Here is a 17,023-nt window from a genome sequence, read left to right on the forward strand (position 1 = left end):
CGCACTAAGCACTAGCTCATGATTGCAGAAACCTTTATCCGGCGTCCCGTCACGGCCATTGTCACCTCCCTGGTGATTGTGCTGGTGGGCGTGCTGGCCATCCTGAATTTGCCCGTGGGGCAGTATCCGGAAATTACGCCGCCTACCGTATCGGTGAGCGGTACCTACACCGGCGCCGACGCCCAGACCGTGGAGCAGACCGTGGCCACGCCCGTAGAGGTGCAGGTGAACGGTACGCCCGGCATGACTTACCTGCAAAGCAACAGCACCAGCAACGGGCAGATGAGCATGACGGTGAACTTTGAAGTCGGCACCGACATCAACATCGCCGCCCTCGATGTACAGAACCGGGTGGGCATTGCCCAGCCCACGCTGCCGCAGGAAGTGCAGCGCCTGGGCCTGGTGGTGCGCAAGCGGAACCCCAGCATTCTGATGCTGGTGGCCATGTACGCGCCCAAAGGCACCCACAACACCACCTTCCTCGACAACTACGCCAACGTGTTCGTGAAGGACGCGTTGCTGCGCACCAAGGGCGTGGGCGACATCGTGAGCCGCGCCGACGACTTCTCGATGCGCGTATGGCTCAAGCCCGATAAGCTCAGCCAGCTCGGCGTGACGGCTCAGGAAGTCACGGCCGCCATTCAGGAGCAGAACGCCCAGATTGCGGCCGGCTCCATCGGCGCGCCCCCGGCCCAGACGGGCCAGACGTTTGAGTACATCGTGTTCGTGAAGGGCCGCCTGACCAACACCGAGGAGTTCGGCAACGTCATCGTGAAAACCCGCCCCGACGATGGCTCGGTAGTGTACCTCAAGGACGTGGCGCGGCTGGAGCTGGGCAAGTTCAACTACGCCAACAACTCCTTCGTGGACGGCAAACGCTCGGCCTACCTGCTTGTGTACCAGGCTCCTGGTGCCAACGCCCTCGAAACCTACGAAAACGTGGTGGCGACCATGGACCAGCTCAAAAAGCAGTTCCCCGCCGACCTCGACTACGTGGTGCCGTTTGAGGCCGCCTCGGTCGTGAAAGTGTCCATCGAGGAAGTGCTGCACACGCTGGTGGAAGCCCTGGTGCTGGTGATTATCGTGGTGTTCCTGTTCCTGCAGAGCTGGCGCTCCACGCTCATTCCGGTGCTGGCCATTCCGGTGTCCATCATCGGCACGTTCATCATGTTCATCCCGCTGGGTTTCACCATCAACACGCTCACCATGTTCGGCTTCGTGCTGGCCATTGGTATTGTGGTCGATGACGCCATTGTGGTGGTGGAAGCCGTGGAGCACAACATGAACGAGCGGGGCATGAGCCCCCTGGATGCCACGCTGGCCGCCATGCGCGAAATTTCGGCCCCGGTTATTGCCATTGCCCTGATTCTGGCGGCGGTGTTCGTGCCGGTGGGCTTTATCCCGGGCATCACCGGGCGGCTGTACCAGCAGTTCGCCATCACCATTGCCATTTCCGTGATTATCTCGGCTTTCGTGGCCCTCTCGCTCACGCCGGCTTTGTGTGTGCTGCTGCTCAAGCCCCACAAGCGCGACGAAAACTCGAAAGGCCTCGACAAGCTCTTCTACAAGTTCAATACCTGGTTCGATAAGGTGACCAGCAAGTACGGCCGGGGCGTACAAAGCGGCATCAAGCACAGCCGCTTCGTGGTCGTGATTCTGGTCTGCATCATTGCCGGCACCGGGTTGCTGTTCGCCAAGAAGCCCGGCGGCTTCATCCCCACCGAGGACGAAGGCCGCATCATCATCACCTTCAACCTGCCCGAGGCCTCCTCTACCGAGCGCACCGTGAGCACGCTCAAGGGCATTATGAAAGAGCTGAGCGAGGTGAAAGGCATCCGACACTATGCCGGCCTGGGCGGCCTGAACGCCGTCAACTTCTCCTCCAAGTCGAACAGCGGCACCGTGTTCTGCCAGCTGCAGCCCTGGGAAGAGCGCGAGGACAAGGAGCTACAATTGCAGGGCCTGATTGCCACCATCCAGAAGCGGATGAGCCGCTTCAAGGAAGCCAACGTGGTGGTGATTTCGCCTCCGGCCATTCCAGGCCTGGGCAACACCGGCGGCTTCTCCTTCGTGCTCCAGGAGCGCGAGGCGGGCGGCGACATCAAGAACTTCGACGCGCAGCTGCAGAACTTCCTCGGCGCCCTGCGCAAGCGGCCCGAAATCACCGGCGCCTTCTCGTTTTTCACCGCCAACACCCCCGGCTACGAGCTGACCATTGACCGCGAGAAAGCCAAGAAGCTGGGCGTGTCCATCTACGACATCGGCACCGCGCTGCGCACCTACCTTGGCTCGGCCTACGTGAACGACTTCACGGTGTACGGCCGCAACTTCCGCGTGGTAACCCAGGCCGACAGCATGTACCGCGGCGACATCCGCAACCTGGGCCAGTACTACGTGCGCAACAGCCAGGGCGGCATGGTGCCGCTGAGTACGCTCACCAGCTACAAGCGCAACGAGTCGGCCCCGCTCATCTCGCACTACAACCTGTTCCGCTCGGCCGAAATCAACGGCAACGCGGCCTCCGGCTACTCCTCCGGCGACGCCATCAAGGCCCTGCAGGAAACGGCGGCCGAGTCGTTGCCGGCCGGCTACGGCTTCGAGTTTTCGGGCCTGACCCGCGAGGAGCAGCTGGCCGGCGGGCAGACGGTGTACATTTTCGCCCTCTCGCTCACGTTCGTGTTCCTGTTCTTGGCGGCGCTGTATGAAAGCTGGTCGGTGCCGTTTTCGGTGCTGCTGGCCGTGCCGCTGGGCGCGTTCGGGGCTATCCTGGCCCTGATATTCCTGCCCAAGCTCACCAACAACATCTACGCCCAGATTGGTCTGATTACGCTGATTGGTTTGTCGGCCAAGAACGCCATTCTGATTATCGAGTTTGCCAAGGAGCGGGTGGATAAAGGCATGCCGCTGGTCGATGCCACCCTGGAAGCCGTGCGCCTGCGCCTGCGCCCCATCATCATGACTTCGCTGGCCTTCATCCTGGGCGTGCTGCCACTGGTATTCGCCTCCGGGGCCGGCGCCCAGAGCCGCCAGACCATCGGCTGGACGGTGCTCGGCGGCATGATTTCGGCCACGCTGCTGGCCATTTTCATCGTGCCAGTGCTCTACGTGCTCATCACCCGCTTCGCCTACGGCAAGGAGAAGCTGGCCGAGCTGGAAGCCAACTACAAGCCCGACGAAGAGCACGGCGGCCCCCAGGAAGCCGGCCCCGGCGAAGGCGACCATTCTGCCGCCCCGCAGCCGGCGTAACATCTAGGCTAGTTCCCCTCCTTGGAAAGGAGGGGCTAGGGGTGGTTGACCTTGCGTTGGAACGATGCTAGAGTTAGTTCTAAAAACCGTTCAACGGATATCAACCACCCCTAGCCCCTCCTTTCCAAGGAGGGGAACTAGCTTTTTAGCTCTGGTTCTCAGCTTAGTATTTCAAGCAAGTAAAAAGCCCCGACAGCCCCCGCTGTCGGGGCTTTTTCGTGCCCGGTGTAGAGACGCGTATTCGCGTCTCGGCGTTGAACGGCCCGGCACCACGCAACCCCAGCAGATTTAGCAAATCCGGCACACATACACGTGCCTTGCTTTTGAGTGACTACAAACGATCCATATAAACAACTTCAGCAACGGCAAAACGCGAATACGCGTCTCTACAGGCATTACAGCCTGCTTCACCACACGTTATACTCAACTAAATTATTTAGCTATAAACCTCTGAAACATCACACATGTTCTACTAACAAAATTAGTATTTGCCAAAATCATTCGCTTACTTGGCATCATAATCAACTGCCACTGTTATGACTGATTTTGCGTATGCTTATGCCCGGCCGTCGGCGCTGGAAACGGGGCCTGAGGGCCAGGCCCTGCTGTTATCGGCCTTTGCAGAAAACGCTGCTGATGCGGCCGGTACGGCCTGCTTTTTCCGCGGCCGTTTGCGCGACTCCTGGCTGGCGGCGCGGGGCCTGAGCACCCTGGCCAAAGTGGTAGCCGCCCGCTTCGTGCCCCAGAGCGCCGTGCTGCGCGACCCTATTGTAACGGCCGGGGCCGGGCGGCTGCGGTTCGAGGCATTTTCCTCGTGCAACGGCGTGTACGCCCGCCTCGATTTGGGGCCGGAGGCACTGGACGGCGAGTTTCTGTGCAGCGGCACCACCAACGTCGATTTCAACGAGCCCATGGTGAATGCCCTGGCCCGCATTTCGCGCACTGAGCCGGTGCTGTTGTCGGTGGGCGAGCAGGAAGTGGTGCTGGAGCGGGCCGCCGGGCGCGTAACCGAGCGCAAAGTGGCGCTGCCGGAGCGCTGGATTAAGGGCCTGACCACCGTGCAGGGCTACCTGGCCCAGATGGAGGAAAAGCTGCGCCTCACCCGCCTGCAGGCCGTGCAGCTAGTGCAGAGCCTGCCCGCCGGCACCGCCCGCACCGATTTTTTCCTAGTAATGCGCGGCCCGCGGCCCAGCTTTGCGGCAGTAGCCAGCCCCGGCGCGGTGCGGGTGGGCGGCGTGCACCGGCTACGGCTGCTGGAAGGCCTGCTGCCGCTGTGCGAAGCCCTGCGCGTGTACACCGCGCCCAACGGGCAGGCCGCGGCCTTCGTGCTGGAGCTGGGCGGCGGGCAGCAGTTTGTACTGGCCTTGTCGGCTGATGCGTGGCGCGGGTTCTCGGGTGAAGGCAACCAACTGGAAGCCCTAGTGGACGAGCTGCCTGCCGAGTGGGTGGCCGGGGCCAACGCCCTGTTCCGGGGCAACGAAACCTTCAACCCCACCCTGTTTGCTCTGGAGCACGGCCTCGCCCCCAACACCGTGGACCGCCTCTGCGCCAGCCTCTCGGCCATGGGCCTGCTGGGCTTCGACCTGCTCGAAAATCAGTATTTCTACCGCCGCCTGCCCTTCAAAACCCAGCGCATCCTGAGCCTCAACCCGCGCCTGAAAAACGCCCGCGCCCTGCTCACGGCCGCCGACGATGTGCAGCTGGTCAGCATCGGCCCTGAGGGTCGCACCGAGGCCCGGGTACGTGGCACCGGCGTGTGGTACACCGTGCTGGTGGGCGGCCCCGAGCCGGCCCGCTGCACCTGCCCCTGGTACAGTGGCCACCAGGGCCAGCGCGGCCCCTGCAAGCACGTACTCGCCGCGCAACTGCGCTTTGTGCAGAGCTAGCGGCCATTGAGTTCCGCCTTTATCCATTTTCTACCCTTCGTTATTCTTTCCCCGGCTATGACCACCATCGAAACTTTCGAGCACATTATTCGCCGCCAGAAGCCGGCGCAGCTGGTGCCTTTTCTGCTGCAACTGCCCAAAAATGAAGTGGTAGCGGTCCGGAAGAAAACCCGGCAGCTGCAGCGGGAGCTGGAGCAATTCCGCGACCTGGGCGGCGGCAGCTGGGGCCGAACCAGCACGCCGGAGCAGTTGCTGATGCTCTTACTGGCCGGCCTGCGCACTTACTCCCGCAAGGAGGCCCTAAGTGCCAGCTTCCGCATCTGGGAGCTGCAGCCGAAGGACATGCCCCATTTCTGGGCCGTGCTGGAGCACACCCGCCCCGATTGGCTGGCCGACTTTTACGCCCTGCGTGCCGACCGCAACAGCTGGGACCGGCCGTCTTACGCGCTGCTGCGGGAGCTGGAAAACCGGCAGCTGCTAGCCCACCAGCCGCGCCTGTTTGCCCACGCGCTGCCGGGGCTGGTTTCTGAGCTGGGCACGGAGCTGAGCCGCCTCACGCCGGTGCCCGCCAACGCTACCGCCGCCATGGCCGCCCGCCTGGCCGCCGACCCCGTGCTGCTGACCCGCGACCTGCCGCTGCTGTTCGACTACGACACTTTCGCCGACGGGCAGCAGGGCCACGTGCAGCCGCCCATGACCCCGAGAGACCAGCTAAACGCGCTGGGCCACTACGCCTGGCAGCACTGGGAAACGCGGCACCCGCGCCAGATTGTAACCTGGCTGGACGTGCTGCTGGAGCTGGAGCGCACCGGCCACCTGCAGCGCGCCGACCTGCTCAGCCGCTGCCTGCTGGCACTGCGCCGCGACTTCCGCCGTTCGCTCCTGACGTGGTTTAAATCCCTGTTTCTGGGCTTGCAGCCGACGCTGGCCGAGCGACTGGCCCGCCAGGCCGATTTGGTGGACCTGCTGGCCCACCCGCTGCCGTTGGTCGTCAACTTCGCGCTTGAGCAGCTCAAGGACCTGTGGGCGCATCCTGATTTCGCCTCGGCCCCACTGCTGCTCTACGCCGAAAGCCTGCTCACCCGCCACGATGTCAAAACCGGCATCCGGGCCCTGTTTGGCGGGCTGGAGAAGCTGCTGAAGCGCGAGCCCGGCGTGGCGCCCACGCTGGCGGCCCTGGCTTCCACGGCCCTCGCCCACGCCGATGCCGCCGTGCAGGAGCGCGCCGCCAAGCTCCTGAAAACCCTGCTCAGCGCCCCCAAGCCGCTACTAACGGCCGCCGAAGCGGCCGATACCATCGCCGGCCTCTGCCTCTACGCCGACCTGCTGGCCCCGGCTGCCCGCGCCCTGCTCCTGCCCTACCTGCCGCTGGAAGACGATGATCCGTCTTCCAGCGACGCTGTTTCCTACGTGCCGCAAACCGGCTTCGTGGCTGATATTTCTGCCGCCACGGCCATAGCGCCGGTGCGCGACTGGCACGAGCTGCTGTTCCTGACCGGGCAGCTGGTGCAGCAGCGCCAGCCGGCGGAGGTGGAGCGCTGGCTGGACGGCCTGCTGCGCCTGCGCGGCCAGTTTCCGGCCGACTATGCCCGGCAGCTGCACCCGTATCTGGTGCAGGCGCTGCCCTGGGGGCTGCAGGGCAAGTCGGAGGAGGAGACGCGGGCGGCGCTGCTCACGTTTTCCTTCGGCAACCACAACGGGCAGCAGGAGCTGCTGCTGGCCCTGCTCATGAGCTGGTATTTGGGGTTTCCGCACCTGAAAGTGCTGCAGGTGTCCTTGAGCTCCGCCCAGTATCACCACCCCGACCCGCTGCTGCGCGTGGAGCAGCAGCGCCTGGCCTCCGTGGAAGAAGCCCTGCGGGCCTTTGTCGCGCCGCTGCCGCTGCTCAGCACGCCCACCCACGCGCCGCACTGGGTGGCGCCCTCGGTGCTGGTGCAGAAGCTGCTGGACTATGAGGCCGCCGGCCAGGAGCCCAACTCCGCCGACTTGTGCCTGGCGCTGGCCCGCACTGCCCTATCTGCCCCCGACGATGCGGCCACGGCCCGCACCCTGCTGCCCCGCTTCCGCAACGCCGACCTGCGCCAGCTGCTGACGTCGTTTCTGGGGCCTCCCACTCTGGAAGTAGCGCTACCGGCTACCCTGCCGAAGCCGCCGCAACGCCGGTTTTCGGGCCGGCTGGCCCATCTGATTCCGTTTCTGCGCAACACGGCCGCCCCGGCCGCCAGCCCCGACTGCACCGCCACGCTGCCCTGGCTGTGGGCAGTAGCGGCCCGCACCCGCCAGCCCCACGCCCTGCTGCCGGCTCTGCAGCACTGCGCCACCTACCCCGGCGTGGATATGCCCTGGCACCCCACCTGGAAAATCCAGCAGAACTCGCACACCTACAAGCAGACCTGGAACAAAGAGAAGCCCGTAGTGACCGAATACTGGCAGGAGCTGGTGGTAGAGGTGCCGACGCCGCAGCACAAGCTGCCTTCCGGCCTGCTGCTGTATTCGCTGCACGCCAGCGTGGCGGCCCGCAACAACTATTCGCTGTGGGCTATGGCCACGGACCTGCCGTTTCTGCTCACGCTGCTGCCCAACCACCCCGAGCCGCTGTACTGGCACCTGATCCGCATCGGCTGCCGCACCGCTGGCAAAGACACGTCGTCGCAGGATGCCCTGCGGGTGGTGCTGCACAGCCTGCTGCAGCCGGGGCCGGCCTTCACCGAAGCCGCCACGCTGCTGCTGGCGCTCAGCCTCACGCACGCCGCCCCCAACTGCCGGGCCGTGGCGCTGGAAGTGCTGCTGGCCGCCGTGGAATACGGCCGACTAGTGCCGGGGGCGCTGGGCACCGTTCTGGGCCAGCTGCTGACTACTGGCTTCGCGCCCGTGCAGCGCCTCACCGATGCGCTGGCCCAGGCCCGTGCCATCAGCGCGCTGGTAGATGACGCGCTGCGCCAACTGCTGGATAGCCTGCTGCCACTGCTGCCGGCCGCGCCGCTACGCAACACCCGCAAGCTGATTGAAGCCTACGCCGACCTGCAGGGCCGCACCCGGCAGGCAGTACCGGAGGCCGTGCAGCAGAATTTGCGCGCCTGGAGCAGCTCGGCCACGCTGAAGAAAGCCACGGCCGGCCTGCTCAGCGCCTAACTTACGCTGCCGCCGCGCGTATCTGCCTTCGTCTGGTTTCACCTGCTTTTTGGCTGTATGAAAGCCCTCTGGTTCACCGTTGTTATGGGATGCCTGCCCCTGCTGCTGCACGCGCAAGGCGCGCCGTTTTCCATCTACTCCAGCACCATCCCGAACTCCAAGCCCAGCAGCCTGCAGGAAAAGACCATCACGCTCGAAAACGGCGGCATTCGGGTGTCCGATGTGGTGCAGCCGACGCTGCAGGTGTTTCGGCCGGCCCAGGGCAAAGCCAACGGCACGGCCGTTATCATCTGCCCCGGCGGCGGCTACGTGCGGCTTTCCATGGACAACGAGGGCTCCGACGTGGCCAAGCGGCTCACCGAAATGGGCATCACGGCTTTCGTGCTCAAATACCGCCTTCCCAACGACCAGCTCCAGCCCGACAAAACCACCGCGCCGCTGCAGGATGCCCAGCAGGCCATCCGGCTGGTGCGCCAGCGCGCCGCCGACTACGGCCTCAACCCGGCCCGGATTGGGCTGATGGGCTTCTCGGCGGGCGGGCACCTGGCTTCCACGGCCGGCACGCACTTCGCGCAGCCCGTGGGCACCACCACCGACGCCACCTCCGTCCGGCCCGATTTCCTGGTGCTGCTCTACCCCGTCATCAGCTTCACGGGTAGCCTAGCTCATGCCGGCTCGCGCCGCAGCCTGCTCGGCCCCGCCCCCACCCCCGACCAGCTCCGGCTCTACTCCAACGAGCAGCATGTAACGCCCCAGACGCCGCCCACCTTCCTGGTGCACGCCCAAGACGACCAGACAGTGCCCGTGCTCAACAGCGTGAGGTTTTACGAAGCCTGTGTGCGCCACAGCGTGCCCGCCGAAATGCACCTCTACCCCAAAGGCGGCCACGGCTTTGGGTTGAACAATAAAACCACCAAAGACAGCTGGCCCGAACGGCTCCAGAACTGGCTCGACGCTAACGGCTGGCTCGCGCCGTAGCTACCAGTCTGCCGGTTCTGCCTCGCCGGTCCACCATACTTCCGTGCCAGCGGGCACGGGCTGGGCGTCGGGCTCGGTCAGGAGCAGGGTGCGGGTTTCGAGCGTGTCGGAGCCGGCTATTTCTTCTACGCTGGCAATGGTGGCCGTCTGCCGGCCATCGGGGTGGCGTAGCTGCAGGCGCAGGTGGGTGTACAGGGCTAGCCCGGCCAGGGCAGATGGGGCGGTTTCCGGTAAAAGTAATATCCCGAGTCCGGGCAGCGAAAAACTTTTTGCCACCCGGAAAAGTAATTTTTCTTGCATAGCGGTTCATACGCGTAAATACGCCTTCCCGCCGATTGAAGCGCCATTTTGGGGCTCTGACCGACGCTACGGGGGCGTTGGCGGGCAGCCACGGGGTAGGCCAACCCCGGGCGGGTTCCGTTCGTATTGGCATGGTGCTTGTAATTCTTTCCCCGAAACCGGGTCACGAGCCCTTCAACCATTAACCCTCGTAGTCATGAAAAAGGCAAGTTTGCTTCTCGCATTTGTGATGTTCTTCACCACCATCCTCAGCGGCTTCGCTCAGGACCGCAAGATCAGCTCCAGCGCTAAAGGCGGTATCATTGGTGGCCTGGGCGGCGCGGCTGCCGGGGCGCTCATCAACAAGAAAAACCGGGTAGTAGGTGGTGCCGTAGGGGGTGCCGCCGGGGGCGCCATCGGCTACACCATCGGCCGCAACGCCGACAACAAGCGCCGCGCCGAAGCGGCCCGCGTAGCCGCCGCCCGCCGCGCCGAAGCCAACCGTGCCGCTGCTTACCGTGCCGGCATTGCCAAAGGCAACGCTACGGCCCGCGCCAACAACAACAACGCCATGGCCGCTACGGCTGCCGCCGCCGCTGCTCCTTCCATGATGAACAGCCTGGCTCCCGCCGCTTCCAGCCCATCGGCCTTTGCCATGAGCACCGGCTACCTGCCCAACGAGTCGTACGGCAACCGCAACGCTGCTTACCCTTCGTCGGAAGTGCGCCGGAAGAGCTGGTAGATTTCCAGCCTTGTGCTACCGAAAACCCAGGTCTTCGGGCCTGGGTTTTCTGTTAGGCCGCCGCTTAGCTTTCGGTTTTCTTCTTGTTCTGCTCTCTCCCTTTTCTCCAACCAAAACCTGTTCTCATGAAACCCTTTCTCGGTCTCCTGCTCGGGGGCGCTCTGCTGGCCTCCTGCTCTAAACCCGCTCCTGAAGCTGCTGCCGTCGACGTAAAAACGCTCAACCAGCAGTTCGTAGGAGCCTGGAACGCCAAAAACACCCTGCAGATCGACTCGCTGCTGGCCGATGACGTGCAGTACGCCCAAGGCGCCACGCGCTTCAACGGCAAGTCGGAAGTGGCCGACAAGTGGGTGCGCGCCACCATGGGCACCATCGCCGACCTGAAGCTCTACGGCACCTCCACCGGCTCCGACGCCACCATGGCCTACGAGGCCGGCACGTTCTCCACGGAAGTGCTGCCCGAAGCCCCCGGCCAGCCCCGCGGCGAAGGAGAAGGCAATTTCATCCTGCTTTGGAAAAAGAACGCCAAAAACGCCTGGAAGCTCAGCTACGTGCAGCTTGAAGGCCTGCCCGTGAAAGTGGCCAACTAGCCTGCCTCATTTCTTTCAAAAGCCCGCTATGCTTCAGTGCATAGCGGGCTTTTGCGTTTAGGGCTGTCAAGGTCTTTGTTTTTGGCACACCTAAAAAGCAATGTTTTATATAAACAATATTATATTTACCTTATACTTACCCGGCATTCCACCTTTCTCTTTCCTCTCTATGAAACAACTGCTTCTATGCGCCGGCTTATTGCTGGCCCTGGCTTTGTCACCCGCCCTGGCCCAGACCCAGAAAGCCGGGGCCCAACCTGCCCTCATCGACCGGGACGTGCTTTTCGGCGACCCGGAGATTTCCGGTGCTCAGCTTTCGCCCGACGGCAAGTTCCTGTCGTTTATCAAGCCGTACAACGGCACCCGTAATCTGTGGGTGAAAGGGTTGAATGAGCCGTTTGAGAAGGCCCGCGTGATGACCAACGATCAGGCCCGGCCGGTGCGCGGCTATTTCTGGAGCCGCGACGGCAAATACCTGCTCTACAGCCAGGACAAGGGCGGCGACGAGAACTTCAACATCTACGCCGTGAACCCGGCCGAAGCGCCCGCCGCCGGCCAGCCCGTGCCCGCCGCCCGCGACCTGACCGGCCTGAAAGGTGTGCGGGTGCAGATCATCAACGCGCCCCTCTCCGACCCCAACACGCTGTATATCGGCCTGAATGACCGGGACAAAGCCTGGCACGACCTCTACAAACTGAACCTGACCACCGGCGCAAAAACCCTGGTGCGCCAGAACACCGACCGCCTCGGGGCCTGGGTGTTCGACTGGAACGACCAGCTGCGGCTGGCCTCCCGCTCCAACCCCGACGGCAGCACCGAGTGGCTGCGCGTGGAAGGCGAGAAGATGACGCCGTTCTACAAAACGTCCATCAATGAGCAGAGCGGCGTGGTGGGGTTTGCCAAAGACAACCGCCGCGTGTACCTGGTCACGAACCAGGGCCAGGGCCGCGACCTGGCCGAAATAGTACTTCTGGACCCCGCTACGGGCAAGCAGGAACCCTACCAGGCCGACCCGCAGAAGCGCGTGGATGTGGGCGGGCTGGTGCTGTCGGAAAAAAACCACGAGCCCGTGTTCGTGAGCTTCGAGGACGACCGGATGCGCCGCGTGTGGAAAGACAAGGCGTTTGAGGCCGACTTCCAGAAAGCCAGCGCCCAGCTGCCGGGCCTCGATGTGCGTCCTGCTTCCAACACCACCGACGAGCGGCTGTGGCTGCTGACGGCCAGCTCGGCCACCCAGCCCGCCGTCACCTACCTCTACGACCGCCAGACCAAGCAGCTCACCAAGCAGTACGAAACCCGCCCCCAGCTCAAATCCGCCGACCTGGCCGACATGAAAGTGGTGCGCTACAAGTCGTCGGATGGGCTGGAAATCTCGGCTTACCTGACCTTGCCCAAGGGCGTGGCAGCCAAGAACCTGCCGGTCGTTATTTTCCCGCACGGCGGCCCTTGGGCCCGCGACGTGTACGGTTTCAACGCCTATCATCAGTTTCTGGCCAACCGCGGCTACGCGGTGCTTTCGCCCAACTTCCGGGCCAGCACTGGCTTCGGCAAGAAGTTTCTGGAAGCCGGCAACGGCGAGTGGGGCCGCAAGATGCAGGACGACCTGACCTGGGGCGTGAAATATCTGGTAGCGCAAGGCATTGCCGACCCCAAGCGGGTGGGCATCATGGGCGGCTCGTACGGCGGCTACGCCACGCTGGCCGGCGTCACGTTCACACCCGACCTGTACGCGGCGGGCGTAGCCATTGTGGCGCCGTCCAACCTGAGCACGCTGCTGGGCGCCATTCCACCCTACTGGGAGGCGATGCGCAAGCAGATGTACGCCCGCATGGCTGACCCCGGCACCGAGGCCGGCCGCGCCGAGCTGGCCCGCATGTCGCCGCTGACCTTGGCCGACAAAATCAAAACCCCGCTTATGGTGGTGCAGGGCGCTAATGATCCGCGCGTGAACAAGGCCGAAGCCGACCAGATTGTGGTGGCCCTGCGCGACCGGAATTATCCCGTGCAATACATCTGCGCACCCGACGAAGGCCACGGCTTTGCCCGCCCCGTGAACAACCTGGCTATGCTGGCGGCCTCCGAGAAATTTCTGGCCGAGCACCTGAAAGGCCGCTACCAGGAAAGCATGTCGCCGGCCGTAGCCAAGCGCCTGCAGGAAATCACCGTCGACCCTAAAACGGTAACGCTGGCCAGCAAGGCCGCTGTGAAGTAGATGGGGATATTATAAAAAAGGCTCCTGCCGTAATGGCAGGAGCCTTTTCTGTGCGCTTGGTAGTGGAGAGAGAAACGGTCATGCTGAGCGCAGCCGAAGCATCTCTACCGCTGGCTAATCAGCTAGTACTGCAACGAAGCAGTAGAGATGCTTCGGCTGCGCCCAGCATGACGTTCTAGGTCGCTACGCCTGCTGGCTTTCCAGGTATTCTTCGCCTTGCAGCACCGGCGACATATTCTTCGACTCTTCTTCGGTGAACAGCCGGGACCGAATCAGGAACCGGACGCCGAGCGGAATCTCCAGCGAGAAGCTGGCCCCGCGACCTTTTGTGACATCTACGGTGAGTTGGGTGTGCTGCCAGTACTCAAACTGGCTGGTGCTCATGAAAAAGTCGCAGCCGTGGATTTGGCCCAGCCACACGTCGTTGCCGCCGATGCGGAACTCGCCCTTGGCAAAGCACATCGGCGACGAGCCGTCGCAGCAGCCGCCGCTCTGGTGGAACATCAGCGGGCCGTGCTCGTCGCGCAGCAAATCGATGGTGGCTTCGGCAGCGGGCGTCACGAGGACGCGGGGAGTTTGGGTCTGGGACGACATAGAGCAAACAGAATCGGCCGCGCAAAGCGGCTGGGGAGAAGAAAAAAACCGTCTACTTCAACGGCTTAGGGTGCGCGCCTTTTTTGGGCGCGTACGTGTACACGGTGCCGGTGCGCAAATCCTGGGCCCGCAACCGGCCTTTTTTCAGGTCGGCCATGTTGTAACGCACGTTGCGGAGCGGATCGTAGTAGATAACCCACTGGCCGCTGCTGTCCTTCACGCCACCGCGGGCATCGATATTGGGCATGGGCACCGGCTGCGGCTGATCAGATTCAACCACTTCATCCTGGTACAAGCCTTCAGTTTTCAACAGAGTCCAGTCCGGGTTTTTCTGGCCCGGCAACGGCAGTTTCTGGGCTGAGGCCGCCGTGGCCGCTACCAGCGGCAGCAATGCAAGCAAGGAAACTTTCATAAGCAGCATAAGGAGTAGTGCGTTATAGTCCTGAGGGTTATCCACAAGACGCAAACGCACCGCCGAGCGTTGCAGGCGCCTCCCACACAAGCGAATGGTGAGCTGCTGTTCCACCGGCCTTGGTCAGGCTTACCGAACAGCAACTCACCATTTCACTTACCCAAGATGCGGCGGCCTAGAAGAAGCCCAGTTTCTGCTGGCTGTAGGAAATCAGCATGTTCTTGGTCTGCCGGTAATGGCTCAGCATCATCTTGTGGTTTTCGCGGCCGAAGCCGGAGGCCTTATAGCCGCCGAACGGGGCGCCGGCAGGATAGTCGTGGTAGCAGTTCACCCACACGCGGCCGGCCTGAATGGCGCGGGGCATCTGGTACAGCTCGTGCGCGTCGCGGCTCCAGAGGCCGGCGCCGAGGCCGTAGAGCGTGTCGTTGGCCAGCTCAATGGCTTCATCGTTGTCCTTGAACGTCGTCACGGACAGCACCGGGCCGAATATTTCCTCCTGGAAAATCCGCATTTTATTGTGGCCGCGGAAGATGGTGGGCTGGATGTAGTAGCCGTCGTGCAGCTCGTCGTGGGCATGGTCGCGGTGCGCCTCGCCGCCGGTCAGCACCTCGGCGCCTTCGGCCTTCCCGATTTCCAGGTAGCTCAGGATTTTCTCGTACTGGTCGTTACTGGCCTGCGCGCCCATCATGGTTTCGGGGTCGAGCGGGTGGCCAAGCTTGATGGCTTTCACGCGCTCAATCAGGCGGGGCATAAACTCGTCGTAGATGTCCTCGTGGATGAGCAGGCGCGAAGGGCAGGTGCAGATTTCGCCCTGGTTCAGGGCAAACATGGCTGCGCCCTCCAGGCACTTGTCGAGGAAATCGTCGTCGGCATCCATCACCGATTTGCAGAAGATGTTCGGCGACTTGCCGCCCAGCTCCATGGTCACGGGGATGATGTTTTCGGCGGCGTATTGCAGAATCAGGCGGCCCGTGGTGGTTTCACCCGTGAACGACACCTTCTGCACGCGCTTGTTGGAGGCCAGCGGCTTGCCGGCTTCCAGCCCGAAGCCGTTCACCACGTTCACCACACCGGCCGGAATAACGTCCTGAATCAGCTCCATCAGCACCATGATGCTGGCAGGCGTCTGCTCGGCGGGCTTCATCACCACGCAGCAGCCGGCCGCCAGCGCCGGGGCCAGCTTCCAGGTGGCCATCAGCAGCGGGAAGTTCCAGGGAATAATCTGGCCCACCACGCCCAGCGGCTCCTGAATCACCAAGGACAGGGTGGTTTCGTTGAGCTCCGTGGCGGAGCCTTCCTCGGCCCGAATCACGCCGGCGAAGTAGCGGAAGTGGTCGATGCACAGCGGCAGGTCGGCGGCCATGGTTTCGCGGATGGCTTTGCCGTTTTCCACGGTTTCCACGGCGGCCAGGTGGGCCAGGTTGGCCTCCATGATGTCGGCAATCTTGAGCAGCACGTTGCTGCGCGTGGTGGCCGAGGCCTTGCTCCAGCTCTTGAACGCCTCGTGAGCAGCGTCGAGGGCCAGCTCGATGTCCTCTTTGGTGCTGCGGGCTACCTTGCAGAATGCCTTACCATCGATGGGCGAGGGATTCTCGAAATACTGCCCGTTCACCGGCGCGACCCACTTGCCGCCAATGAAGTTGTCGTAGTGGGATTTGAACTTGGGGCGCTCGATAAGCGTGGTGGTTCTTTCCAGGGTTTCCATTGGCGAGAGTTTGGTGGGGTTTAGTGGGGTTTAGTGGTAGGCCAAGCTAGGCGTTCTATTACCCGAAAGCAATGCAGTATTCTCGCAGAAAACCCGCCTATTGTCGCAAACTTGTAAGTACTCACTCACCCAGCGTGCAACTCTTACGCCGGCAGCTGAGTTTGTTTACGGTGGGCCGGCCGCGGGCGGCGTTGCTTTCCGCCCGAACTGTCCTTAGCTTTAGCTGTTGCAGAAGCAGCCGGCCGCCGCGCTCCGCACGTATCAACACTGCATTCCGCCTGCTTTTATCTATTCGTTGCTATGCCGCACCACCTGCCCGCTCCCATCGCCCTGCGCCAGCCCGAACAGCTCACCACGCTGGTAGAAAACCGGACGGTGTACTCGTTGGAGGCCTTCGAGCTGAACGTGTTTGAGACGCACCGCACCGCCCACCAGGTACCGCTGAGCATGGGCCACGTGGTGCTGACCACCATGCTGCAGGGCAAAAAGGTGATGCACCTGGCCGGCCGGCCGGCCTTCGAGTACCTGCCCGGCGAGTCGGTGATTGTGGGTGAAAACGAAACGATGGTGATTGACTTTCCGGAAGCCGACGAGCAGCGGCCCACGCAGTGCCTGGCCGTAGCCATTCCCATCGAAACCATCCGCCAGACCGTAGACCTGCTCAACGAAGACCAGCCCCGCGCCGAAGCCCACCTGCCCTGGCAGCTGGACACCACCGAGCACGCCCACTTCCACAACACGCCCGAGCTGACCAGCACCCTGGAGCGCCTCGTGCAGCTTTCCCGCGACACCGGCCGCGTGAAGGATGTGCTGGCCAACTTCACGATTCAGGAGATGCTGGTGCGCCTGATGCAGACCCAGGCCCGGCAGCTGCTGTTCCACAACTACCAGCAGCACGCCACCTCGCACCGCTTCGCTGCGGTGGTGCAGTACATCAAGCAGCACCTCACCGAGCAGATTACGGTGGAAAAACTCTCGGAGCTGGCCTGCATGAGCAAGGCCACGTTCTTCCGGGTGTTCAAGCGCGAGCTGGGCCTCACGCCTGTGGAGTTCATCATTCAGGAGCGCCTTTCCGAAGCCAAGCGCCTGCTGCGCAACCCGCTCAGCACCGTCGCCGACGTATGTTTCCGGGCGGGCTTCAACAACACGGCCTACTTCCAGAAGCTGTTCAAGCAGTACGAAGGCATCACGCCCGGCGTGTATAAGCGCCAGTGCGCGGCGTAGGTATTACCACTTAATTATAGTTA

The 17,023-nt window shown here is 63.1% G+C and carries 12 protein-coding genes; 8 read left to right on the forward strand and 4 right to left on the reverse strand.

Going from position 1 to position 17,023, the window contains the following annotated elements; translation table 11 throughout:
• Positions 1-18: 18 nt before the first annotated feature.
• The 4 genes from N008_RS04480 to N008_RS04495 all read left to right on the forward strand — a co-directional run bounded on the left by N008_RS04480 (position 19) and on the right by N008_RS04495 (position 9,242).
• Positions 19-3,246, forward strand: a complete 3,228-nt coding sequence (locus tag N008_RS04480; protein WP_052381189.1) for an efflux RND transporter permease subunit — start codon at positions 19-21, stop codon at positions 3,244-3,246.
• 536 nt (positions 3,247-3,782) lie between these two features.
• Positions 3,783-5,132: an SWIM zinc finger domain-containing protein gene (locus N008_RS04485; protein ID WP_044014063.1), complete on the forward strand. Its 1,350-nt coding sequence runs from the start codon at positions 3,783-3,785 to the stop codon at positions 5,130-5,132.
• A gap of 57 nt (positions 5,133-5,189) precedes the next feature.
• A complete protein-coding gene (locus tag N008_RS04490) occupies positions 5,190-8,264 on the forward strand; it encodes a DUF6493 family protein (RefSeq protein WP_044014065.1) in 3,075 nt (1,024 codons plus the stop codon).
• Positions 8,265-8,321: 57 nt separating this feature from the next.
• Positions 8,322-9,242 (forward strand): alpha/beta hydrolase, encoded by a 921-nt coding sequence (locus tag N008_RS04495; protein WP_044014067.1) that lies wholly within the window; start codon positions 8,322-8,324, stop codon positions 9,240-9,242.
• Here the strand turns inward: N008_RS04495 and N008_RS04500 are convergent, their stop codons facing one another.
• Complete coding sequence (locus N008_RS04500; RefSeq protein ID WP_044014069.1) at positions 9,243-9,518, reverse strand: hypothetical protein; 276 nt, start codon at positions 9,516-9,518, stop codon at positions 9,243-9,245.
• A gap of 250 nt (positions 9,519-9,768) precedes the next feature.
• Between N008_RS04500 and N008_RS04505 the strand changes: the two genes are divergently transcribed.
• The 3 genes from N008_RS04505 to N008_RS04515 all read left to right on the forward strand — a co-directional run bounded on the left by N008_RS04505 (position 9,769) and on the right by N008_RS04515 (position 13,065).
• Entirely contained in the window at positions 9,769-10,263 is a 495-nt protein-coding gene (locus N008_RS04505; protein WP_410471198.1) for a hypothetical protein, read from the forward strand.
• Between the two features lie 125 nt (positions 10,264-10,388).
• Positions 10,389-10,853 (forward strand): YybH family protein, encoded by a 465-nt coding sequence (locus N008_RS04510; protein ID WP_044014073.1) that lies wholly within the window; start codon positions 10,389-10,391, stop codon positions 10,851-10,853.
• Positions 10,854-11,022: 169 nt separating this feature from the next.
• On the forward strand, positions 11,023-13,065 hold the full coding sequence (locus tag N008_RS04515) for a S9 family peptidase (protein WP_044014075.1): 2,043 nt from the start codon (positions 11,023-11,025) through the stop codon (positions 13,063-13,065).
• Positions 13,066-13,248: 183 nt separating this feature from the next.
• Here the strand turns inward: N008_RS04515 and N008_RS04520 are convergent, their stop codons facing one another.
• The 3 genes from N008_RS04520 to N008_RS04530 form a co-directional block, all read right to left on the reverse strand.
• Positions 13,249-13,659: a DUF779 domain-containing protein gene (locus tag N008_RS04520; protein WP_044014076.1), complete on the reverse strand. Its 411-nt coding sequence runs from the start codon at positions 13,657-13,659 to the stop codon at positions 13,249-13,251.
• A 52-nt stretch (positions 13,660-13,711) separates the two neighbouring features.
• Complete coding sequence (locus N008_RS04525; protein WP_156109010.1) at positions 13,712-14,071, reverse strand: hypothetical protein; 360 nt, start codon at positions 14,069-14,071, stop codon at positions 13,712-13,714.
• Between the two features lie 175 nt (positions 14,072-14,246).
• Positions 14,247-15,776, reverse strand: a complete 1,530-nt coding sequence (locus N008_RS04530; protein WP_044014081.1) for an aldehyde dehydrogenase family protein — start codon at positions 15,774-15,776, stop codon at positions 14,247-14,249.
• Between the two features lie 300 nt (positions 15,777-16,076).
• On the opposite strand from N008_RS04530, the gene N008_RS04535 reads away from it, so the two are divergent.
• The gene (locus tag N008_RS04535; protein ID WP_044014083.1) at positions 16,077-17,000 is read left to right on the forward strand and encodes an AraC family transcriptional regulator; all 924 of its coding nucleotides are present in this window, start codon (positions 16,077-16,079) and stop codon (positions 16,998-17,000) included.
• The last annotated feature ends 23 nt before the right edge of the window (positions 17,001-17,023 follow it).

Source organism: Hymenobacter sp. APR13, assembly GCF_000737515.1.
Classification (GTDB): domain Bacteria; phylum Bacteroidota; class Bacteroidia; order Cytophagales; family Hymenobacteraceae; genus Hymenobacter.

What these genes read in the sequence shown, in the direction of transcription:
- N008_RS04530 (WP_044014081.1), bottom strand. Translation starts at nt 15,776, where the DNA reads ATGGAAACCCTGGAAAGAACCACCACGCTTATCGAGCGCCCCAAGTTC.
- N008_RS04510 (WP_044014073.1), top strand. Translation starts at nt 10,389, where the DNA reads ATGAAACCCTTTCTCGGTCTCCTGCTCGGGGGCGCTCTGCTGGCCTCC.
- N008_RS04535 (WP_044014083.1), top strand. Translation starts at nt 16,077, where the DNA reads ATGCCGCACCACCTGCCCGCTCCCATCGCCCTGCGCCAGCCCGAACAG.
- N008_RS04515 (WP_044014075.1), top strand. Translation starts at nt 11,023, where the DNA reads ATGAAACAACTGCTTCTATGCGCCGGCTTATTGCTGGCCCTGGCTTTG.
- N008_RS04480 (WP_052381189.1), top strand. Translation starts at nt 19, where the DNA reads ATGATTGCAGAAACCTTTATCCGGCGTCCCGTCACGGCCATTGTCACC.
- N008_RS04495 (WP_044014067.1), top strand. Translation starts at nt 8,322, where the DNA reads ATGAAAGCCCTCTGGTTCACCGTTGTTATGGGATGCCTGCCCCTGCTG.
- N008_RS04485 (WP_044014063.1), top strand. Translation starts at nt 3,783, where the DNA reads ATGACTGATTTTGCGTATGCTTATGCCCGGCCGTCGGCGCTGGAAACG.
- N008_RS04490 (WP_044014065.1), top strand. Translation starts at nt 5,190, where the DNA reads ATGACCACCATCGAAACTTTCGAGCACATTATTCGCCGCCAGAAGCCG.
- N008_RS04525 (WP_156109010.1), bottom strand. Translation starts at nt 14,071, where the DNA reads ATGAAAGTTTCCTTGCTTGCATTGCTGCCGCTGGTAGCGGCCACGGCG.
- N008_RS04520 (WP_044014076.1), bottom strand. Translation starts at nt 13,659, where the DNA reads ATGTCGTCCCAGACCCAAACTCCCCGCGTCCTCGTGACGCCCGCTGCC.